This window comes from Acetobacter aceti, from assembly GCF_002005445.1.
Lineage (GTDB): Bacteria > Pseudomonadota > Alphaproteobacteria > Acetobacterales > Acetobacteraceae > Acetobacter > Acetobacter aceti_B.
Genome location: NZ_CP014692.1, coordinates 2166410 through 2183112, shown reverse-complemented (window position 1 = coordinate 2183112; position 16703 = coordinate 2166410). Strand labels below are relative to the sequence as shown.

The 16703-nt window shown below is 57.3% G+C and carries 14 protein-coding genes; 7 read left to right on the top strand and 7 right to left on the bottom strand.

Annotated features, from left to right (window positions below; translation table 11 throughout):
• Nucleotides 1-56 precede the first annotated feature (56 nt).
• On the bottom strand, nt 57-974 hold the full coding sequence (locus tag A0U92_RS09840; protein WP_077813063.1) for a LysR family transcriptional regulator: 918 nt from the start codon (nt 972-974) through the stop codon (nt 57-59).
• Nucleotides 975-1286: 312 nt separating this feature from the next.
• Between A0U92_RS09840 and rpsD the strand changes: the two genes are divergently transcribed.
• The 4 genes from rpsD (at nt 1287) to A0U92_RS09820 (ending at nt 5866) form a co-directional block, all read left to right on the top strand.
• Nucleotides 1287-1904: a 30S ribosomal protein S4 gene (gene rpsD, locus A0U92_RS09835; protein WP_010666343.1), complete on the top strand. Its 618-nt coding sequence runs from the start codon at nt 1287-1289 to the stop codon at nt 1902-1904.
• 111 nt (nt 1905-2015) lie between these two features.
• A complete protein-coding gene (locus tag A0U92_RS09830) occupies nt 2016-3578 on the top strand; it encodes a peptide chain release factor 3 (protein ID WP_077814369.1) in 1563 nt (520 codons plus the stop codon).
• 541 nt (nt 3579-4119) lie between these two features.
• Nucleotides 4120-4926 (top strand): IclR family transcriptional regulator, encoded by an 807-nt coding sequence (locus A0U92_RS09825; protein ID WP_236748363.1) that lies wholly within the window; start codon nt 4120-4122, stop codon nt 4924-4926.
• 55 nt (nt 4927-4981) lie between these two features.
• Nucleotides 4982-5866, top strand: coding sequence for a DUF3108 domain-containing protein (locus tag A0U92_RS09820; RefSeq protein ID WP_236748079.1), 885 nt, complete (start codon nt 4982-4984; stop codon nt 5864-5866).
• A gap of 80 nt (nt 5867-5946) precedes the next feature.
• Here the strand turns inward: A0U92_RS09820 and A0U92_RS09815 are convergent, their stop codons facing one another.
• Nucleotides 5947-7629, bottom strand: a complete 1683-nt coding sequence (locus tag A0U92_RS09815; RefSeq protein WP_187668940.1) for a M3 family oligoendopeptidase — start codon at nt 7627-7629, stop codon at nt 5947-5949.
• A gap of 196 nt (nt 7630-7825) precedes the next feature.
• Here A0U92_RS09815 and A0U92_RS09810 point away from each other — a divergent pair, with 196 nt between their 5' ends.
• Nucleotides 7826-8692 carry a 2OG-Fe(II) oxygenase gene (locus A0U92_RS09810; RefSeq protein ID WP_222927820.1) on the top strand — a complete coding sequence of 289 codons (867 nt, stop codon included), beginning with the start codon at nt 7826-7828 and terminating at the stop codon, nt 8690-8692.
• 177 nt (nt 8693-8869) lie between these two features.
• Here A0U92_RS09810 and A0U92_RS09805 read toward each other — a convergent pair whose 3' ends face one another.
• Nucleotides 8870-9457, bottom strand: a complete 588-nt coding sequence (locus tag A0U92_RS09805) for a TetR/AcrR family transcriptional regulator (protein WP_077813060.1) — start codon at nt 9455-9457, stop codon at nt 8870-8872.
• 73 nt (nt 9458-9530) lie between these two features.
• On the opposite strand from A0U92_RS09805, the gene A0U92_RS09800 reads away from it, so the two are divergent.
• Nucleotides 9531-10811, top strand: coding sequence for an MFS transporter (locus A0U92_RS09800; RefSeq protein ID WP_149026440.1), 1281 nt, complete (start codon nt 9531-9533; stop codon nt 10809-10811).
• A 133-nt stretch (nt 10812-10944) separates the two neighbouring features.
• On the opposite strand, the gene A0U92_RS09795 is transcribed toward A0U92_RS09800, so the two are convergent.
• The 4 genes from A0U92_RS09795 to gluQRS all read right to left on the bottom strand — a co-directional run bounded on the left by A0U92_RS09795 (nt 10945) and on the right by gluQRS (nt 15939).
• The gene (locus A0U92_RS09795; RefSeq protein WP_077813058.1) at nt 10945-12165 is read right to left on the bottom strand and encodes a pyridoxal phosphate-dependent aminotransferase; all 1221 of its coding nucleotides are present in this window, start codon (nt 12163-12165) and stop codon (nt 10945-10947) included.
• A gap of 16 nt (nt 12166-12181) precedes the next feature.
• Entirely contained in the window at nt 12182-13384 is a 1203-nt protein-coding gene (locus tag A0U92_RS09790) for a pyridoxal phosphate-dependent aminotransferase (protein ID WP_077813057.1), read from the bottom strand.
• Nucleotides 13385-13647: 263 nt separating this feature from the next.
• Nucleotides 13648-14955 (bottom strand): glycoside hydrolase family 68 protein, encoded by a 1308-nt coding sequence (locus A0U92_RS09785; protein WP_077813056.1) that lies wholly within the window; start codon nt 14953-14955, stop codon nt 13648-13650.
• Between the two features lie 105 nt (nt 14956-15060).
• Nucleotides 15061-15939 carry a tRNA glutamyl-Q(34) synthetase GluQRS gene (gene gluQRS, locus A0U92_RS09780; protein ID WP_077813055.1) on the bottom strand — a complete coding sequence of 293 codons (879 nt, stop codon included), beginning with the start codon at nt 15937-15939 and terminating at the stop codon, nt 15061-15063.
• 217 nt (nt 15940-16156) lie between these two features.
• On the opposite strand from gluQRS, the gene A0U92_RS09775 reads away from it, so the two are divergent.
• The gene (locus A0U92_RS09775) at nt 16157-16702 is read left to right on the top strand and encodes an HNH endonuclease (protein WP_187668939.1); all 546 of its coding nucleotides are present in this window, start codon (nt 16157-16159) and stop codon (nt 16700-16702) included.
• Nucleotide 16703: the final 1 nt, after the last annotated feature.

Sequence of the window (16703 nt, the reverse complement as noted above, 5' to 3'; positions counted from 1 at the left end):
GAGTTGAGTGCACGATAAATGGTTTGATAAAGCTTGATTGAAAAACATTGAGAGAATCACTCGATTTTCTGACGGCCTTCCACCCATTCACCGCACGCATCCTTCAGTGCGGCGACAAATCGTTCGACAAGGGGTGCCGGTCGTCCCTTAAGCACGGCAATGGCCAGGGCTGCGCTCGGTGCTGGTTTTTCGATGCGATGAAAAGTCACACCCCCGGCGTGAATCTGGGAGAGTGACTGAGGCACGACCGAAACCCCCAGACCTGCGGCGACCAGCGGTACTGTGGCTGCGATCTGGGGAGCCTGCTGACCCATGCGGGGTGTGAAGCCCGCATGCTGGCAGGCCGACAGAATGGCGTCATGAAACCCTGGTCCCAGTTCTCTGGGGAAAATGATCAGGGGTTCGTTCGCAAGCATTTCCAGCCTGATGGCGCCGTTGCCTTCATAGGCATGACCACTTGGCAGGGCAACTACGGTTGGTTCATCAAGCAGGGGGTAGACAGCCAGCTCGCGGTCATCAGTGACCGGCGGGCGCACGATTGCCACATCAACCCTGCGGTCGTGCAGCGCCGCGGAGAGGGCAGGGGTGTTGCTTTCCTCAAACGAGACGACAACTTCCGGCCACGCTTCCCGAAAGCGCCGGATGGTCTGTGGAATAATCGGGAGAAGCGAGACAGCCCCGGCCAGACCCACCCGCAGATGTCCTCGTTCGCCTCTGGCGAGGCCGTGGGCGAAGCCGAGAAAATCCTCTTCCATCGCAAGGATGGCTTGTGCCTGACCGATCAGGGCGGCTCCGATGTCGGTCAGTTCAACGCCGCGTGTCAGGCGATGAAACAATGTCACGCCGAGAGCGCGTTCAAACTGTTTGATCTGCTGGCTTAAAGGGGGCTGTTCCATGCCAATGGCAAGGGCGGCTTTGGTGAAGCTGCCGTGTTCGGCAACGGCCACGAAGTATCGTAGCTGCCTCAGTTCCATGGTGGTTCTCCCTGCAGCGAGGTCGGATTAGTAACACGGATCGCTATGGAGGACTGTCTTTCAGGTAAAACCTGTGACGACCATAGGGTAAAAGCTCAATCTGATTGACAGGAGCGCTGTTTTCACTTAGGCCGCACCCCATTGCCGGGAAAGTGGACGGACCGGCTGGCCGATGGGGTGTATGCTCCCCCGGGCCAGTAATACGGGACGCGCCCGCTTCAGTCTGTTCCGGACTGGGGACTATCGGCGTCACAGGCTATATCAGGCCCAAAGGCTGGGTGTGGCTGTTTTTTATGAAAGTAGAGCGCGTCCATGAGCAAGCGCCTTGAGAGCAAGTACAAGATTAACCGCCGTCTTGGCGTAAACCTGTGGGGCCGCGCCAAGTCGCCGGTCAACAAGCGGGAATATGGTCCGGGCCAGCATGGCCAGCGTCGTAAGGGCAAGCCTTCCGACTTCTCCGTCCAGCTGATGGCGAAGCAGAAGCTGAAGGGTTACTACGGTAACATCAGCGAGAAGCAGTTCCGTAAATACTACGAAGAGGCTGTCCGTCGTAAGGGCGATACCTCAGAGAACCTGATCGGTCTGCTGGAGCGCCGTCTGGACGCCGTTGTTTACCGCCTGAAGTTCGCAGTAACCCCGTTTGCTGCCCGTCAGTTCGTGAACCACGGTCATGTGCTGGTTAACGGCAAGAAAGTGAACATCCCGTCCTACCTCGTTCGCGAAGGTGATGTGATCGAAGTTCGCGAGAAGTCCAAGCAGCTTGCCGCTGTTCTGGATGCCTCGCAGAGCGGCGAACGCGATGTGCCGGAATACATGGAAGTGGACCACCGCCAGATGAAGGGCTCGTTCCTGCGCGCTCCGAAGCTGTCCGATGTGCCATATCCGGTGCAGATGGAACCGAACCTGGTGGTCGAGTTCTACTCTCGCTGATTTCAGGACGCTCTGGCTCTTGCGGGCCAGATGCTTTTTCAGACGCCGGGCGGAGACACTCTCTGTCCGGCGTTCCTGTTTTTTCTCCCCCACTTCAGAGCTTTTCTCGCCATGACAGACAGAAATGACGGCCCTGCGCCCCAGTCTTCTCTTGCCGGAGCCATCAGTCGGCGGCGCACGTTTGCCATCATTTCCCATCCTGACGCCGGTAAGACGACGCTGACAGAGCGGATTCTGCGAGCGGGTGGCGCCATTCAGCTGGCGGGAAATGTCAGGGCGAAAGGGGAGAGGCGGCGGACCCGTTCTGACTGGATGGGGATTGAACGTGATCGCGGTATCTCCGTCGTTACCTCGGTGATGACGTTTGAATATGGCGGCTGCGTCTTCAACCTGTTGGATACGCCGGGCCATGAAGACTTCTCGGAAGATACTTACCGGACGCTGACTGCTGTTGATTCGGCCGTGATGGTGATCGACGCCGCCAAGGGGATCGAGGACCGGACACGCAAGCTGTTCGAAATCTGCCGTCTCCGGGACATTCCCATCGTGACGTTCATCAACAAGATGGACCGTGAATCACGGGATCCGTTCGAGATACTGGACGAAATTTCGTCTTCACTGGCTCTGGATACGACGCCGCTCACATGGCCGGTGGGTCGGGCTGCGACCTTTGTCGGTACGTATGACATCAGAAATGATACCGTCCATACGACGATCCCGGTTGAAGAGAGTGATCCGCGCATGGTGCAGGTGCGGGAGGAGCTTGAGCTTGTTGACGCCGCTCTGCCTGAGTTTGACCGTGAGTCATTCGATGAAGGCCATCTGACGCCGGTATTTTTCGGTAGCGCCATGAAGGAAATCGGCGTGACGGACCTGCTGGATGCGCTGGTTGCATTCGGTCCTGCACCGCGCGCCCAGAATACGGAGAGTCGTACGGTCACGGCGGACGAACCGCAGATGGCGGCGCTTGTGTTCAAGATCCAGGCGAACATGGACCCCAATCACCGGGACCGCATTGCTTTCGCCCGTGTCTGCTCAGGCAGATTGACCCGAGGAATGCGCCTGCTGAATACGCGGACCGGCAAAAGTTTTGTGCTGCATACGCCTCAGTTCTTCTTCGCGCGTGATCGTCAGCTTGCGGAAGAGGCTTTCGCGGGCGATGTGGTGGGGATTCCCAATCACGGCACCTTACGCATTGGCGATACGTTGACAGAGGGCGAAACCATCCGCTTTACCGGCGTTCCTCATTTCGCGCCGGAAATCCTGCGCCGTGTGCGGCTCGATGACGCGATGAAGGCCAAGAAACTGCGGCAGGCTCTGACTGAACTGGCGGAAGAGGGCGTCGTGCAGCTTTTCAGGCCGCAGGATGGTGCTCAGCCGATTGTCGGTGTGGTGGGGACACTTCAGCTGGATGTGCTTCAGGAGCGCCTGAAAGGTGAATATGGGGTATCCATCGGATTTGATTCGACACCGTTCTCGCTTGCCCGCTGGGCGACTGGAGATCGGACCAAGCTTGAAGCGTTCATGATGGCGAACCGCTCGTCGATGGCGGACGACCTTGATGGTGATCCGGTGTTCCTGGCCAGCTCAGGCTTCATGATGCGCCGCACTGAGGAGATGAACCCCGAGCTCGCGTTTCACGATATCAAGCAGATCGGCATCGAAATCGGATAGGTCTGACCTCATGGGAGCGCCTACAGCTTCATGCGGGCTCGTGCCTTTGAGGACTGCCTCTGTCTGAAAGGGCCTGATCTGATTGCGACTTAGCTGGAGAAGAGATGGATTTTCAGGGGAGAACAGTTTCTGCTGATTCAGATGTTCTCAGGGTTTTCTCCTTTCTGAATGGCGTCAATCTCTTCTTTGCAGGAGAGCCATCCCCAGAGTTTTTTCGCTGCTGCCAAAAACATTCTTTGCTTCCGGTCTGTCACCGGAACAATGCTGTCTGGGATATGTTGAGATAAGCTTATTGCAAGCAAGATTTTTCATGATGCAGCAGGAACAGGCATTCATGGTCTTACTGCGTGAGTGCTTCTGTTTATCCAGGCAGTTCCGGGAACGCTCTGTGCAGAGGGAAAAGGCTTTCCGAATGCATTTTCGACGCTATCAGACGAGACCGTGTTCAGTTTTTTCTTGTTCATTATATTGAACACGATCCCGTATCTCGGATATATCCGATTCTCAGGAGCGACGTCAAGGACACTCATGCGTGGTAATTATGAAAGAGAGTGAGTCGGTTCCGGCTCTCCGGCGTGCCGTGAAAATTCTGGACCTTGTCAGCACGCAGGATTCACCTCCCAACGCTGCCACAATCGCGCGCCTGCTCAATCTTCCCCGCAGTTCGGCCCATGGGCTGGTGACAGTGATGGCGGAGCTGGGGCTGCTGGAAACAACAGGTGGGTCTGGCGGCGGCGGATTCAGACTCGGCTCCAGACTGCTTGACTGGGCCGTGCAGGTCAGCCCCCGGCAGGATCTGCTGAATGCGTTCCATCAGCTCATTGGCGAACGACCGGAACTTGGAGCCTACACAGTCAGTCTGAGCATGCTTGAAGGTGAAGAGGTCGTGTATGTCGCAAGTCGTGCGAACGAGAAGGGCTTCGGCATCCATTATAATGTCGGGCTGCGTCTGCCTGCCATGTACACCGCGACGGGCATGGCCCAGCTCGGGGCGATGGAGGGTGCCGGGTTGCGGAAGTGGCTCACGCTGTATCCCATGTCGTCGTGGCCCTCACCGCCGACTACAACGGGCGCTTCTGCTCCTGTCGTCGTGATGGACGAGATCGCCGGGGTACGACGTCGGGGGTATGCGGTTGATGATGAGCAGGTGCAGGTGGGGGTCTGGTGTTTTGCCGCTCCTGTTCACGATCTTGCGGGCCAGGTTGTAGCCGGTCTGGGAATCAGCCAGCCCAAACCGAAAGATACGCTGAAACAGGCTGAGTCGATGGGGCGTCTTGTGGTTTCGATTGCTCAGGTTCTGTCAGGGCGGCTGGGATATCGTGGACGCTGGGGCGCTCTTGGCGAGTGAAAGACTCTGGCTCTATGTAAAGGAGAGTTTTCCATTACAGCATTCGGTGAACAGCTTGAGCGACAATCAAACCGGAACCAGCGGCGTTTTCCTGAAAAACAGGAAAGTGGCGAGACGTAAGCTGTTACTGCCCGCATGCTGTCTGTTCTTTCTGACTGGGGTCTTTCTGGCAGGGGGCTCTTCCCGCGCCGAGGAGACCCCGCCGCCAGCCAGTCTCCCCGCCGCCAGTGCTGCGATCCTCACCAGATACACGGTCTATACGCACTGGCTGCCAGTGATGAAGCTGGATATCAGCTTTCTGCTCGAAAAGACGCGCTATCAGGTCAGCATGCAGGCGCGGGCGGAGGGGCTGCTCAGTATCTTCACCAGACTGCGTATCCAGTCGGTGGCAAGCGGAAGTATCAGTGACGACGTTGTGTTGCCTTCCCGGTATGACAGTCAGGGATGGAGCCGGTCGGCGCAGCGGCATGTTATTCTGGACTATCGGCAGGGTCAGCCTGTTGTCACTTTGCAGGAACCGAAAGAGACAGACCGCGAGCCGGTACCGGATGCGCTCAGGCAACATGGCACGGATATCCTGACGACCATGGCGAAGGTCATCCTGACAGTCCGGCAGACTGGTCATTGTGATGGCGCTTATGACGTATTCGACGGGATCAGGGTGTCACATTTCACTCTGAAGACCTCCGGACAGGATATGCAGCCGGACGTGTTTCAGGATCGGCAGGTTCCGGCGATGCGTTGCGATTTTGTGGGTTATCAGATCGCCGGCTTTATCAAGGGACATCAGGCGAAAGCTCTGCGTGAACCTCATGGCGGAACAGTGTGGTTCATCAATGTCGACGGGTATGGGCCTGTGCCGGTTCGTACGGAGATCAATCATCCCAAGGTGGGGCATCTGACCGTCAAGCTGGATAAACTCTCGAAAGACGAAGGCTGAGAGGCGGACCATTCTCCAGTCAGGACAGAATAATTCTCTGACCTGACTGCCCCGGGAGTGCCCGCTGAGGCTTGTCCTTCTCAGCGGGGGCCATTTTCCAGAAAATCAGCAGCTTCCTGAACAACGTCGGCCAGCACGCCTGATGCGAACGGTGACACAAGCCCGGCTCTTGCGATCAGGCCGGTGAATGGGGCCGATCCTCCCTGAGCGCACAGACCTTCATAAGCCTTCATCGCCGCCGGTTCATCGCGGCGGGACTGAAGCCACAACTGCATCGCGCAGCAGAGCGCCAGCGTATAGTCGATGTAGTAGAAGGGGTTACGGTAGATATGCCCCTGAGCCTGCCAGCGTCCGCCATGCGCGGGGTATGACAGGTCTCCGTAGTCACGCCATGGCAGATAATGGCGTTCAAGACGCAGCCATGTTTCGTGACGCTCCTGTGCTGTCATGGTCGGATTGGCATACACTTCATGCTGGAAATGATCGACGCACACGCCATAGGGCAGAAAGCTCAGCGAGCCGATCAGATGCATCCGGCGGAAGCGGTCGGCAGCACCATCCTCAACCATCAGTTCCATATGCGGCCATGTCAGGAATTCCAGCCCCATGGAGTCGATTTCCGCCGCTTCCATGGTTGGCCACAGTTCATCGATGGTCGGGAGATCGCGGCTGCGCCAGTTCTGGTAGGCGTGTCCCATCTCATGGGTGAAGACATTGATGTCGCCATGAGTGCCGTTGAAATTGGCGAAGATGAACGGCATCCCGACATCCGGGAAAGCGGTACAGAAACCTCCGCCTGCCTTTCCATCCCGGTTTTTGAGATCGACATAGCCGCCTGAAATCATGCTTTTGAAGAATGGTCCGAGATCGCCTGACATGCGGTCGAACATGGTCTGGGCACGTTCGATGAGCAGATCATAATCGCCAGCGGGTTTCGGGTTGCCTCTTGGATCGACGAAGCTTTCATCCCAGTAGTGCAGGGTGGACCTGCCCATTTCCTTGCGGCGCTGTTCCAGCAGCGAGGTGACAAGCGGGGTGACGTGCGTGGCGACTTCCTCGCGGAAACGGGCCACGTCTTCCGGACTGTAATCGACGCGGCGCAGCCGGCGATAGCCAAGGGGGGTATAGGTCTCGAACCCGAGTGTGCGGGCCATGTCCGTGCGCAGTTCGACCAGCCGCCCATACAGGGTGTCGAGTTCTTCTCCATGTTCGGCAAAGAACGCCCATCTGGCCTGCTCGGCGGCGTGGCGGATGGTACGGTCAGGATGCTCCATCCATGGGGCAAGGCCGGACAGGTTGACTGTGTGTCCGTCGATCTCGATACGCGCCGAGGCAAGAAGAGCTGTGTATTCGCTCGTCAGGCGGGCTTCTTCTCCGAGAGCGGTTTCGATCCGTGAGTCGAATGTCGTGACGTCACTTTTCCAGAGGGCGAGGACGTGGGGTCCGACAATCGTGGATGTCGCATCATGCAACTGTTCTGACAGGAAGCGCTTTTTCAGGGTGACTTCATGAGCCGTGGCCTTGGGGGTCAGGCGATCCGCGTAATCGCGATCCTGTTTTGCATCTTCGCTTGTTGTATCCTGCGCAAAACGCAGATAGACAAGCGCCGACCAGCTTTCAAACGTGCGGCGTTCGCGGTCAAAACGCGACAGGGCGCCAGCAAGGTCGTGTCTGTCTAGCAAGTCTGCGACTGCCCCGAAACCATCTGCGAGACTGGCTTCTGTCGGGCGGGGAAAGGACAGGGATGCGAAGCTTTGGGTCATGGTGCGATCGTGCATGGATGAAAGCCCGACGTCCATCCTGATTTTTTCGCCAGCGGAATGGCGCGTTCATCTTCTCTTTGAATGTTTATGTCTAAATATTTATCTGAGGCTGAGTCAGCCGCGATGGAATGCGTATTTTTGAGGGAAAGCCGGTGCAGGTAATGGCGGGGCCGGGAAATGGTTACAGATGAATTCAATGCAGAAAGATTTGACCCTTTCTCCATCAACGAGCAGCCTTGCCGAAACCGGATTGTGGCGTCGGCCTGATCCGGCTTCCGTATCTGTTCTGGCAGAACAGTTTCGGTCAGCCCGGCCTTATCCTCATGTGGTGATGGATCGTCTGTTCAGCCGGGACAGGCTTTCAGATATTCTGCAGGAAAGCCCGGATATCCCGCATGAAGTGTGGAAACCACATTACACACGGCTTCAGAACAAAAGAATTGTGAACCATCTTGCGCATATGCCGCCAGCTCTTCTGGCTTATTTCGAAACCGTTCATTCCCCGGGGTTCGTCTCTTTTCTCGAATCAGTGACAGGGCTTGCCGCCCTTCAGCCGGATCTGACGTTGTACGGAGGAGGGCTTCATGAAGCTCGTCATGATGGACATTTTGAAATTCATGTTGATTTTCAGAAGCATCCGGCCACGAAGCTGCGGAATGCTCTGGTGGTGATCACCTATCTCAACAAGGGGTGGAAAGCCGGGGACGGTGGAGAACTGGAACTCTGGGACGCCTTTGCCTGTAGACCAGAATCTCAGGTAGCTCCTTTGTTCGGGCGCACCCTGATCATGGAGCAGTCTGAAATCGCCCTGCACGGTTATCCGCGTCCGCTGGTTACCGGATCGAGGCGTGCCCTGATCACCTATTTTTACAAGCATGACTTACAGGTCTTTGAACGGCAGTTTGAAAACACACATTATCTGCGGCGACCGGGTCTTCCTGTGGACCGACGTCTTCAGATGGCGCTCCGGGATTATTTGCCGAAGCCGGCTGTGTCAGCGTTGCGGCGCATCCGCTCCGGCCTTGTGCACCGCTGGAACAGAAATAATGAGGGTGATTCCTGATGGCGTATCTTGCTCGCAATGTTTCAGGAAAAGAGTGGTTTTTCAAAAAAGATATTGTTTAGGCCATTATTTTTTTGCGTAGGCATGACTGCTTGCATCTTGTTCCGGTCAACTGATGTTCTGATTGGATCTATCAAAAACATTAAGTATTGAATAGCAGTTTTTCGCGTTTTTCGGTCAGCTTCCGCACGCAGTATTGAGTAGAAGACGCGCGAGCTTGCCAGCCTGTGCCGCAGGGCTCGGAGAGAGAAAGACCTGCCCGCCAGTATAGGCGCCTTCCATGAGCAGAATCAGTCCATCAGTCAGAAGGTCGGGATCATCTGCAGGCAGGGCGCATACTTTCTGTCTGACCCACTCACGAACCTCCTGTTTCAGGCGGGTGGCTTCCTGACGCACGGGATGTTCCGGCTCCGGATACTCGACAATCGCATTGGTCAGAGCACACCCGCGATAGCCGGGCTGGGTTGCTCTCAAGGCCAGTTCATCGAAATAGGCCAGAAGCTGGGCGCGAGGGTCGTCCGGATGATCGTGGCAGACCGCATTCAGCCGATCCCAGCATTCCTGCTGGTAGTCCGCCAGATACGCAGTCGTCAGACCATCCTTGGAATCAAAGGCCCGGTAGAGGGAAGGCTTGGTCACGCCAGCCCTGTGCACGATCTCGTCAACTCCGACGGCGCGAATACCCTGACTATAGAACAGGTCGCGTGCAGAACTGCGGATTTTATCGGCAGCACAGGGTCGGGAAACAGCTTTGCGGAACGACATTTCTGAACTCGCGCCTTGACGATGTTACCGATCGGTACCTATGGTTGAAAAACATAACTTACCGGTCAGTAATATGAAGATTCCCTCGGTCAGAGACAAGAGAACACAACGCCCGCATGTTTTCGTTCTGGTGGTTGGACTCACGTTTCTGTCGCTGCTGGTTTCGGCCGGTGTCCGGGCGACACCCGGCGTGCTTATGATGCCGTTGCAGGAAGCCTTGGACTGGAGCCGCAGCAGCATTTCCATCTCGGCTGCGGTGGGAATATTCCTTTACGGTCTCGTAGGACCTTTCTCCGCGGCGCTCATGCAGAGGTTCGGTATCCGTCGCATACTGATCGGCGCGCTGCTGCTGATTGGTGTTTCAGCCCTGTTGTCGCTGGGCATGACGAAATCCTGGCAGTTCTTTCTGACCTGGGGTGTGCTGACAGGTCTTGGGACAGGAGCTGTGGCGATGGTGCTGGGCGCTACAGTGGTGAATCGCTGGTTCCTCGCCCGTCGCGGCACGATCATGGGGCTTCTGGCCGCCAGCACGGCAACCGGTTCACTGCTTTTCCTGCCGGGTCTTGCTGCCCTTGTCCAGGGTTTTGGATGGCGGGCGCCTGTCATGGCAGTTGCAGCAACCACCTTGCTGCTGGTGCCGCTTGTGGCTCTTTTCCTGCCCGAATACCCGGCGGATCGCGGTCTGGTACCGCATGGAGCAGAACCGGATCATGAGCCGTTCCGGCATACGGACCAGAATCCACTGCGTACGGCCATAACGGCTCTGCTGTCGGCTGCCAGGAAACGCGATTTCTGGTTTCTGTTCGCGACCTTTTTCGTCTGCGGCTTCACCACGAACGGGCTGATTGGCACGCACTTCATTGCCATTTGTGCCGATCATGGCATCGGAGAGGTTCCTGCGGCAGGATATCTCGCCATGATGGGGCTGTTCGATCTTGTCGGCACCACTTTGTCCGGCTGGCTGACCGACAGAGCGGATGCCCGCTGGCTGCTGTTTTCCTACTACGGGCTGCGGGGGCTGTCGCTGATTGCGCTGCCATTCATTGATTTCTCGCCGGAAAGCCTGACGATTTTCGGGATTTTCTACGGTCTCGACTGGATCGCAACGGTTCCACCAACCCTGCGTCTGTCCAATATGGCGTTTGGAGAACGCTCTGCCCCCATCGTATTCGGCTGGATTGTATTCGGGCATCAGATCGGGGCGGCTTGTGCGGCGTCTCTTGCCGGTATGCTGCGACAGGCGCAGGGAAGTTATCAGGATATGCTTGTTCTGGCAGGGACCGCCGGGGTTATTGCGGCGTTTCTTGCCATCAGCATTGGTAAGCGGAGCGCTTTGCAAAAAACAGTAAGCTGACCGAAAACCTGCTTACTGCTGAAGCCTGTTCTGATTTGGTCATGTCCGGATGATAAGCTGTTTAGACGAGACTATTTACGCCTCACATCGGCTGGAAACGGGCTTGTCATTCGCTCCGCCAAAACAGCAGCGTCTATCTTAATGCCCCGACAAACCCTGCTATCCGCTCACATGCTTCCATCAGTGTTGCATCCGCTGTCGCACAGGACAGTCGCAGGTATGGCGCCAGTCCAAAAGCACTTCCAGGCACGGTAGCGACATGCGCTTCTTCCAGTAACGCCATGGCGAAATCAGTATCTGTGTCCAGCCTGCGTCCGCCTGCGCTGACACGACCAAGACATCCGGCGATACCGGGATAGACGTAGAAAGCACCGGCAGGATTGGCGCATGTCAAACCGGGAATGTCCCGCAGCGCGGCGACCATCAGGTTGCGACGCCGTTCATAGGTAGCGACCATCTCGTGGATCAGGTCCGGTGGACTATCCAGAGCGGCAGCCGCGGCGGCCTGAGCGACCGTGCAGACTCCGGAGGTCGCGTTGCTCTGGACACTCCGCATGGCGGCGATCAGACGTTTGGGACCACCAGCATAACCAACGCGCCAGCCCGTCATGGCATACGCCTTGGCGACGCCGTTCATGGTGACGATCCGGTCTTTCAGATCCGGCGCAATCGCGGCGAAAGAGGTGAAACGGTTGCTGTCGAAGACGAGATGTTCATAGATTTCGTCGGACAGAATCCAGACATCCGGATAGGCGCGAAGAATTTCGGCAATGCCGTGCAGATCATTGTCCGAACACAGGCCACCCGTTGGATTGTTCGGGAAATTCAGCACCAGCCATTTGGTGCGGGGCGTCATGACGGCGGCCAGACGCTCGGGCTTCAGGCTGAATCCATCAGATTCATCACAGACCGGATGGACCGGGACGCCGCCGAACATTCTGGCGATCAGAGGATAACTCACCCAGTAGGGGGCAGGGACGACGACCTCGTCACCGGGATTGATCGTCGCCATGAAGGCGTTGAAGATGACCTGCTTGCCGCCGTTGGAGACCATCAGTTCGTCGGTCGCGAAGTCCAGAGCGTTCTCACGGCTGAATTTGCGGGCGACGGCTGCTTTCAGTTCCGGTGTGCCATCCACCGGCGGGTATTTCGTCTTTCCCGCCAGCGCGGCCTGATGCGCTGCTTCAATCGCCACGGCAGGCGTCGGAAAATCAGGCTCGCCAAGCGCCAGTGAAATGACCTTGTGCCCCTCGGCTCTCAGTTCTCTGGCCCGTCGCGCCATCTCAATGGTCGCGGGAGCGGGAAGTCCTTCAAGACGATGGGCAAGCGTTGGTCCCGAAGCGATAGCGGTCATGGCGAGCCTGTCTCCTTCAGCTCAGGCTGGCGCAGAAACGCTGGATACGGGTGCAGGCTTCACGCAGGCTTTCCGTATCCGTGGCATAGGAGACGCGGAAATGTCCGGCGAACATGAACGCCGAACCATGCACGGCGGCGACGCCTTCTTCATCCAGCAGGGCCGTCACAAACGCTTCATCCGTATCGATGATCACGCCTTTCTGGGTACGCTTGCCGAGGCAGCCGCTCATTGACGGGAAGACGTAAAACGCGCCTTCAGGACGACCACAGGTGATGCCGGAAGCCTGATTGAGCATGGACACGACCAGATCGCGGCGCTCGCGATAGGTCTCGCACATTGTGTCGATGAAGTCCTGCGGGCCGCTGACGGCTTCGAGTGCTGCGGCCTGTGCGATGGAGCAGGGGTTGGAGGTGGACTGTCCCTGAAGCTTGTTCATCGCCTTGGTCAGTTCCAGCGGCGCGCCGGAAAAGCCGATGCGCCAGCCGGTCATGGCGTAAGCTTTCGACACGCCGTTCATGGTGACGGTGCGGTCACGCAGACGCGGTTCGACCTGCACGATGGTCGCGGGTTTGAAACCGTCATAGACCAGCTTGGCGTAGATATCGTCGGTGAAGATCCAGACATGCGGGTGCTTCAGCAGCACGTCGCAGAGAGGACGCAGATCTTCAGCCGAATAGGTCGCGCCTGTCGGGTTGCAGGGTGAATTCAGGAAGAACCATTTGGTCTTCGGTGTGATGGCGGCTTCGAGCTCTTCCGCCGTCAGTTTGAAACCGTTTTTGGCATGGCAGGGCACGATCACCGGGATGCCATCGGCCAGCGCCACGATGTCGGGATAGGACACCCAGCACGGTGCGGGGATGATCGCCTCGTCACCTTTGTTGATGGTGGCGACCATCGCGTTGTAGATCACCTGCTTGCCGCCGGTGGAAACAATGATTTCCTCGGGCTTGTAGTCCAGGCCGGAATCCAGCCGGAAACGCTCGGCGACGGCGGCGCGCAGGGCAGGGGTGCCGGAGACGTCCGTATATTTCGTCTGGCCGGTTTCGATGGCCTTGATGGCCGCCGCCTTGATGCCGGCGGGGGTGTCGAAATCAGGCTCGCCCGCGGAGAGGCTGATAATGTCCCGGCCTGCCGCCTTGAGCGCGCGGGCTTTTGCCGAGATGGCAATGGTCTGGCTCGGGCTGATCTTGTTCAGGCGGTCGGCAATGAAGGACATAGGTTTCGATCCTGGGAAATGAAGTCCGGAGTTCTTCCGGCTCCGGTGGTCGGCCCCACGCCGACGGCGCGGCACGATAGAGGTTTTTTCCTCAATGAGGAACCGGTTCCTGTGATGACAGCAGGATGATCGCCGGGGAACATGTGTTCAGGGTTCAGGCAACACCAGAAAACCGGCGCTGCATTGCAACGCCGGTCTCCGGTTTTTACCGTAATGTACAGTCAGATCACGGAATCATGATCTGCTGAGGCGGTGCAGAAAGATCAGACCGTTGCCGGACGATGATCCCATGCACTGCCTACCGGCCACGCAGCCTGTGCATAGATCTGACCATAACCGTGGACTTCCGAGATGAAGGTGCGGTCACCGTCGAGTTCCAGCTTCACGGTCGGGGAAAGAGTCGCGCCAATCCGGAAAGTTGCCGGGTTGTTGGGATCTTCTCCTGGAGCCGGGAGTGTGTCGATGAACGCCTGCACGTAACCATCCGGGTCCACGAAGTGGGAATAGGTTTCGTAAGGAGCGCTCGACGGATTGCCCAGAACCAGACCGGAAGAGTTCAGCGGCTTGTAGGGACCGAAAAGGCCGTTTTCGGAGACAAAGCCGTAAACGCCGTCCGGACCGGACAGGTCACCGCTGTAGGTGCTGTGATGGCTGATCGTGAACAGATACGTCAGGTTGTCACGGAACACGATGTGCGGACGTTCCATCTGATCGTTCACACCAAGCGCTGTGACGAGCGGATCGAGCTGTGTCCAGCGTGCGGTTGAAAAATCGCCGCTCTTGTAAGCGCCGTCATCAAGCACGGCGATGCCGATGGAGGCAGCGCCATACTGTGCGCCGGCATCAACAGCAAAACCGGGAGGCAGAACACCCTGTTCTTCGCCGCCAATCGTAAACTGACCGCGCATACCGGCGACATTGCTCTCATAAAGGCAGTAGACGCGGCCATCGGCCGGATTTACGAACGGATGCGGGTCACGGAAGTCGAAGTATTCATCCTGCTGGGAGTTGGCGTTATGAATGCCATCCGCCGAGAACATTTCCGTTGTGGTCTTGAAACCTTTGAACCAGACACCGTCCGCATCGGCAAAGATCCGACCGGTGGAAACAGACGGAACGGACTGGTTGATCGGGGAATCAGCTTCGGATGTATAGAACATGTCGACGACGTTGCCCGTGCCTTCACGCATGACCAGGCCACCGGACCATTCATGCGGACGAAGATCGGCGGATGGGTTCAGAAGACGGCCACCCCACTGCCAGTCAGCGCCATTGCCTGTGCGGGAATACCAGTAACCGATATAGGCGCGGTCGTTGCGGGAATGCCATTCGTCATAAATATCGTCATTGCTCATGTCGATCTTGTCGACCGCGAGCGACCAGATAACATGCCACCCCTTAAATGTGACGGTCTGGCCATGAATGTTGCGAAGTGCGCCCGTGTCCCAGATCATCACCGACTCATCCATCGTCGGGAAGTTCTGGTCGATCATGGGCATCGTTGTGGTCGGGTCGTCCGCGTGAACCTTGAGTGCATCAGCAATGGTCCAGCGTGACGTGTAAGAAGTCATGTAGCTCTAAAATCTCCGCATTAAATCATGTCGGGTTACGACACGGCGGAGGATGACCGTCCTTACGTCCGATTTCAGTCCCTGTATGGAATAAATTTCATACGGTCAGAGAATAATACCAGCCGCCCTTCGCACCTCAGCGGGACTCAGCCCTGCTTCGCGCATGGTTCTGATGGAGAGCGCGCCGTCACGCTTGGAGAGTTTTTTGCCGTCCGGATCCATCAGAAGCGGGTGAAAGGCGTAAACAGGTTCAGGCCACTTCATCAGTTCCTGTAGCAGGCGGTGAATGGCCGTGACGTCCCGCAGTTCCTCTCCGCGAGTCACGAGCGAGACACCCTGAGCCGCATCATCGTGCGTGACACACAGATGATAGGAAGCAGGCGTATCCTTCCGCGCCAGCACCACGTCACCGAACAGGTCGGGAAAGCAGGCGACAGCCCCGTGATCGAGATCCTGATAGGTGAGGGGAGGATTGCCCAGTCTGTCCAACGCTTTCCGAACATCGAGCCGTAAAGCGTAAGGATCGCCTGCTGCAATCCGTTCAGCGCGTTCGGCGTCAGCCAGACGACGGCAGGTTCCGGGATAAAGCAGACTGCCGTCCGGTGTGTGATGTGGTGCTGAAAAGGCGGCTGCTGCTTCCCGCGCCACATCAGTCCGTGTGCAAAAACAGGGATATACCAGCCCCTGGCGCCGAAGAGCGTCAAGAGTCGCTCGATAAAGCGGCAGACGGGCCGATTGCCGGAGAACGGCTTTCTCCCAGCGCAGTCCTGTCCAGGTCAGATCATCCAACGCGTCCTGAATGAAAACCTCACGGCAGCGCGCCGTGTCGATGTCTTCGATACGCAACAGGAACCGTCCACCATGGTCCGCATGTCGCCGGGCAAAAAAAGCAGCGGCGATATGGCCGAGATGCAGAGGGCCTGTGGGGCTGGGGGCGAAGCGTGTAACCCAATGGTTCTGCTTGTAAAAAGCTGAAACTGTCATGTTTAGGCGTTAAACGGAAAGGTGTCGTTCAGACTGACTGTCACGGAAACCTCATGTTTTATGGGGCGAACTTGCCTTGCAGTCTGAAAAAAGCTGCGCTTATACTTTCGTAAGACTTCTCGACGACGCGTGACCCTTGGTATGCAGTTTCGAGTTTGCCAATAGCGGATCATGAGCCGTCTCCGGGAAAAGGAAGCGCGCCTTGTCGGCTGGCAGTATGCACTATCCATCACTCGTTTTGAACGCAGATTTCAGACCACTCTCCTACTTCCCGCTATCCCTCTGGTCATGGCAGGACACGATCAAGGCCGTCTGCCTCGACCGGGTATCGGTGCTGAGCGAATATGACGAGGAAGTGCATTCTCCGAGCCGCAGCATGCGGTTGCCGAGCGTCATCGCACTGAAGGAATATGTCCCGACAGCCCGCAGACCAGCCTTTACCCGCTTCAATCTTTTTCTGCGGGACAATTTTTCCTGCCAGTACTGCCATGACCAGCTTCCCACCCATGACCTGACATTCGATCATGTCATCCCCCGCAGTCGTGGTGGGCGGACGACATGGGAAAACATCGTGACCGCCTGCAGCACCTGCAACCTGCTGAAGGGGTCGCGGATGCCGCACGAAATCCGCATGTTCCCCCGCAGGCAGCCGGCCCAGCCCTCTTCATGGGAATTGCAGGACAATGGACGCGCTTTTCCGCCGAACTATCTGCACGATAGCTGGCGGGATTATCTCTACTGGGATGTCGAGCTGGAAAGCTGAA

What these genes read in the sequence shown, in the direction of transcription:
- A0U92_RS09790 (WP_077813057.1), bottom strand. Translation starts at nt 13,384, where the DNA reads ATGTCCTTCATTGCCGACCGCCTGAACAAGATCAGCCCGAGCCAGACC.
- A0U92_RS09830 (WP_077814369.1), top strand. Translation starts at nt 2,016, where the DNA reads ATGACAGACAGAAATGACGGCCCTGCGCCCCAGTCTTCTCTTGCCGGA.
- A0U92_RS09785 (WP_077813056.1), bottom strand. Translation starts at nt 14,955, where the DNA reads ATGACTTCTTACACGTCACGCTGGACCATTGCTGATGCACTCAAGGTT.
- A0U92_RS09805 (WP_077813060.1), bottom strand. Translation starts at nt 9,457, where the DNA reads ATGTCGTTCCGCAAAGCTGTTTCCCGACCCTGTGCTGCCGATAAAATC.
- A0U92_RS09840 (WP_077813063.1), bottom strand. Translation starts at nt 974, where the DNA reads ATGGAACTGAGGCAGCTACGATACTTCGTGGCCGTTGCCGAACACGGC.
- A0U92_RS09775 (WP_187668939.1), top strand. Translation starts at nt 16,157, where the DNA reads ATGCACTATCCATCACTCGTTTTGAACGCAGATTTCAGACCACTCTCC.
- gluQRS (WP_077813055.1), bottom strand. Translation starts at nt 15,939, where the DNA reads ATGACAGTTTCAGCTTTTTACAAGCAGAACCATTGGGTTACACGCTTC.
- A0U92_RS09810 (WP_222927820.1), top strand. Translation starts at nt 7,826, where the DNA reads ATGCAGAAAGATTTGACCCTTTCTCCATCAACGAGCAGCCTTGCCGAA.
- rpsD (WP_010666343.1), top strand. Translation starts at nt 1,287, where the DNA reads ATGAGCAAGCGCCTTGAGAGCAAGTACAAGATTAACCGCCGTCTTGGC.
- A0U92_RS09800 (WP_149026440.1), top strand. Translation starts at nt 9,531, where the DNA reads ATGAAGATTCCCTCGGTCAGAGACAAGAGAACACAACGCCCGCATGTT.
- A0U92_RS09815 (WP_187668940.1), bottom strand. Translation starts at nt 7,629, where the DNA reads ATGACCCAAAGCTTCGCATCCCTGTCCTTTCCCCGCCCGACAGAAGCC.
- A0U92_RS09795 (WP_077813058.1), bottom strand. Translation starts at nt 12,165, where the DNA reads ATGACCGCTATCGCTTCGGGACCAACGCTTGCCCATCGTCTTGAAGGA.
- A0U92_RS09825 (WP_236748363.1), top strand. Translation starts at nt 4,120, where the DNA reads ATGAAAGAGAGTGAGTCGGTTCCGGCTCTCCGGCGTGCCGTGAAAATT.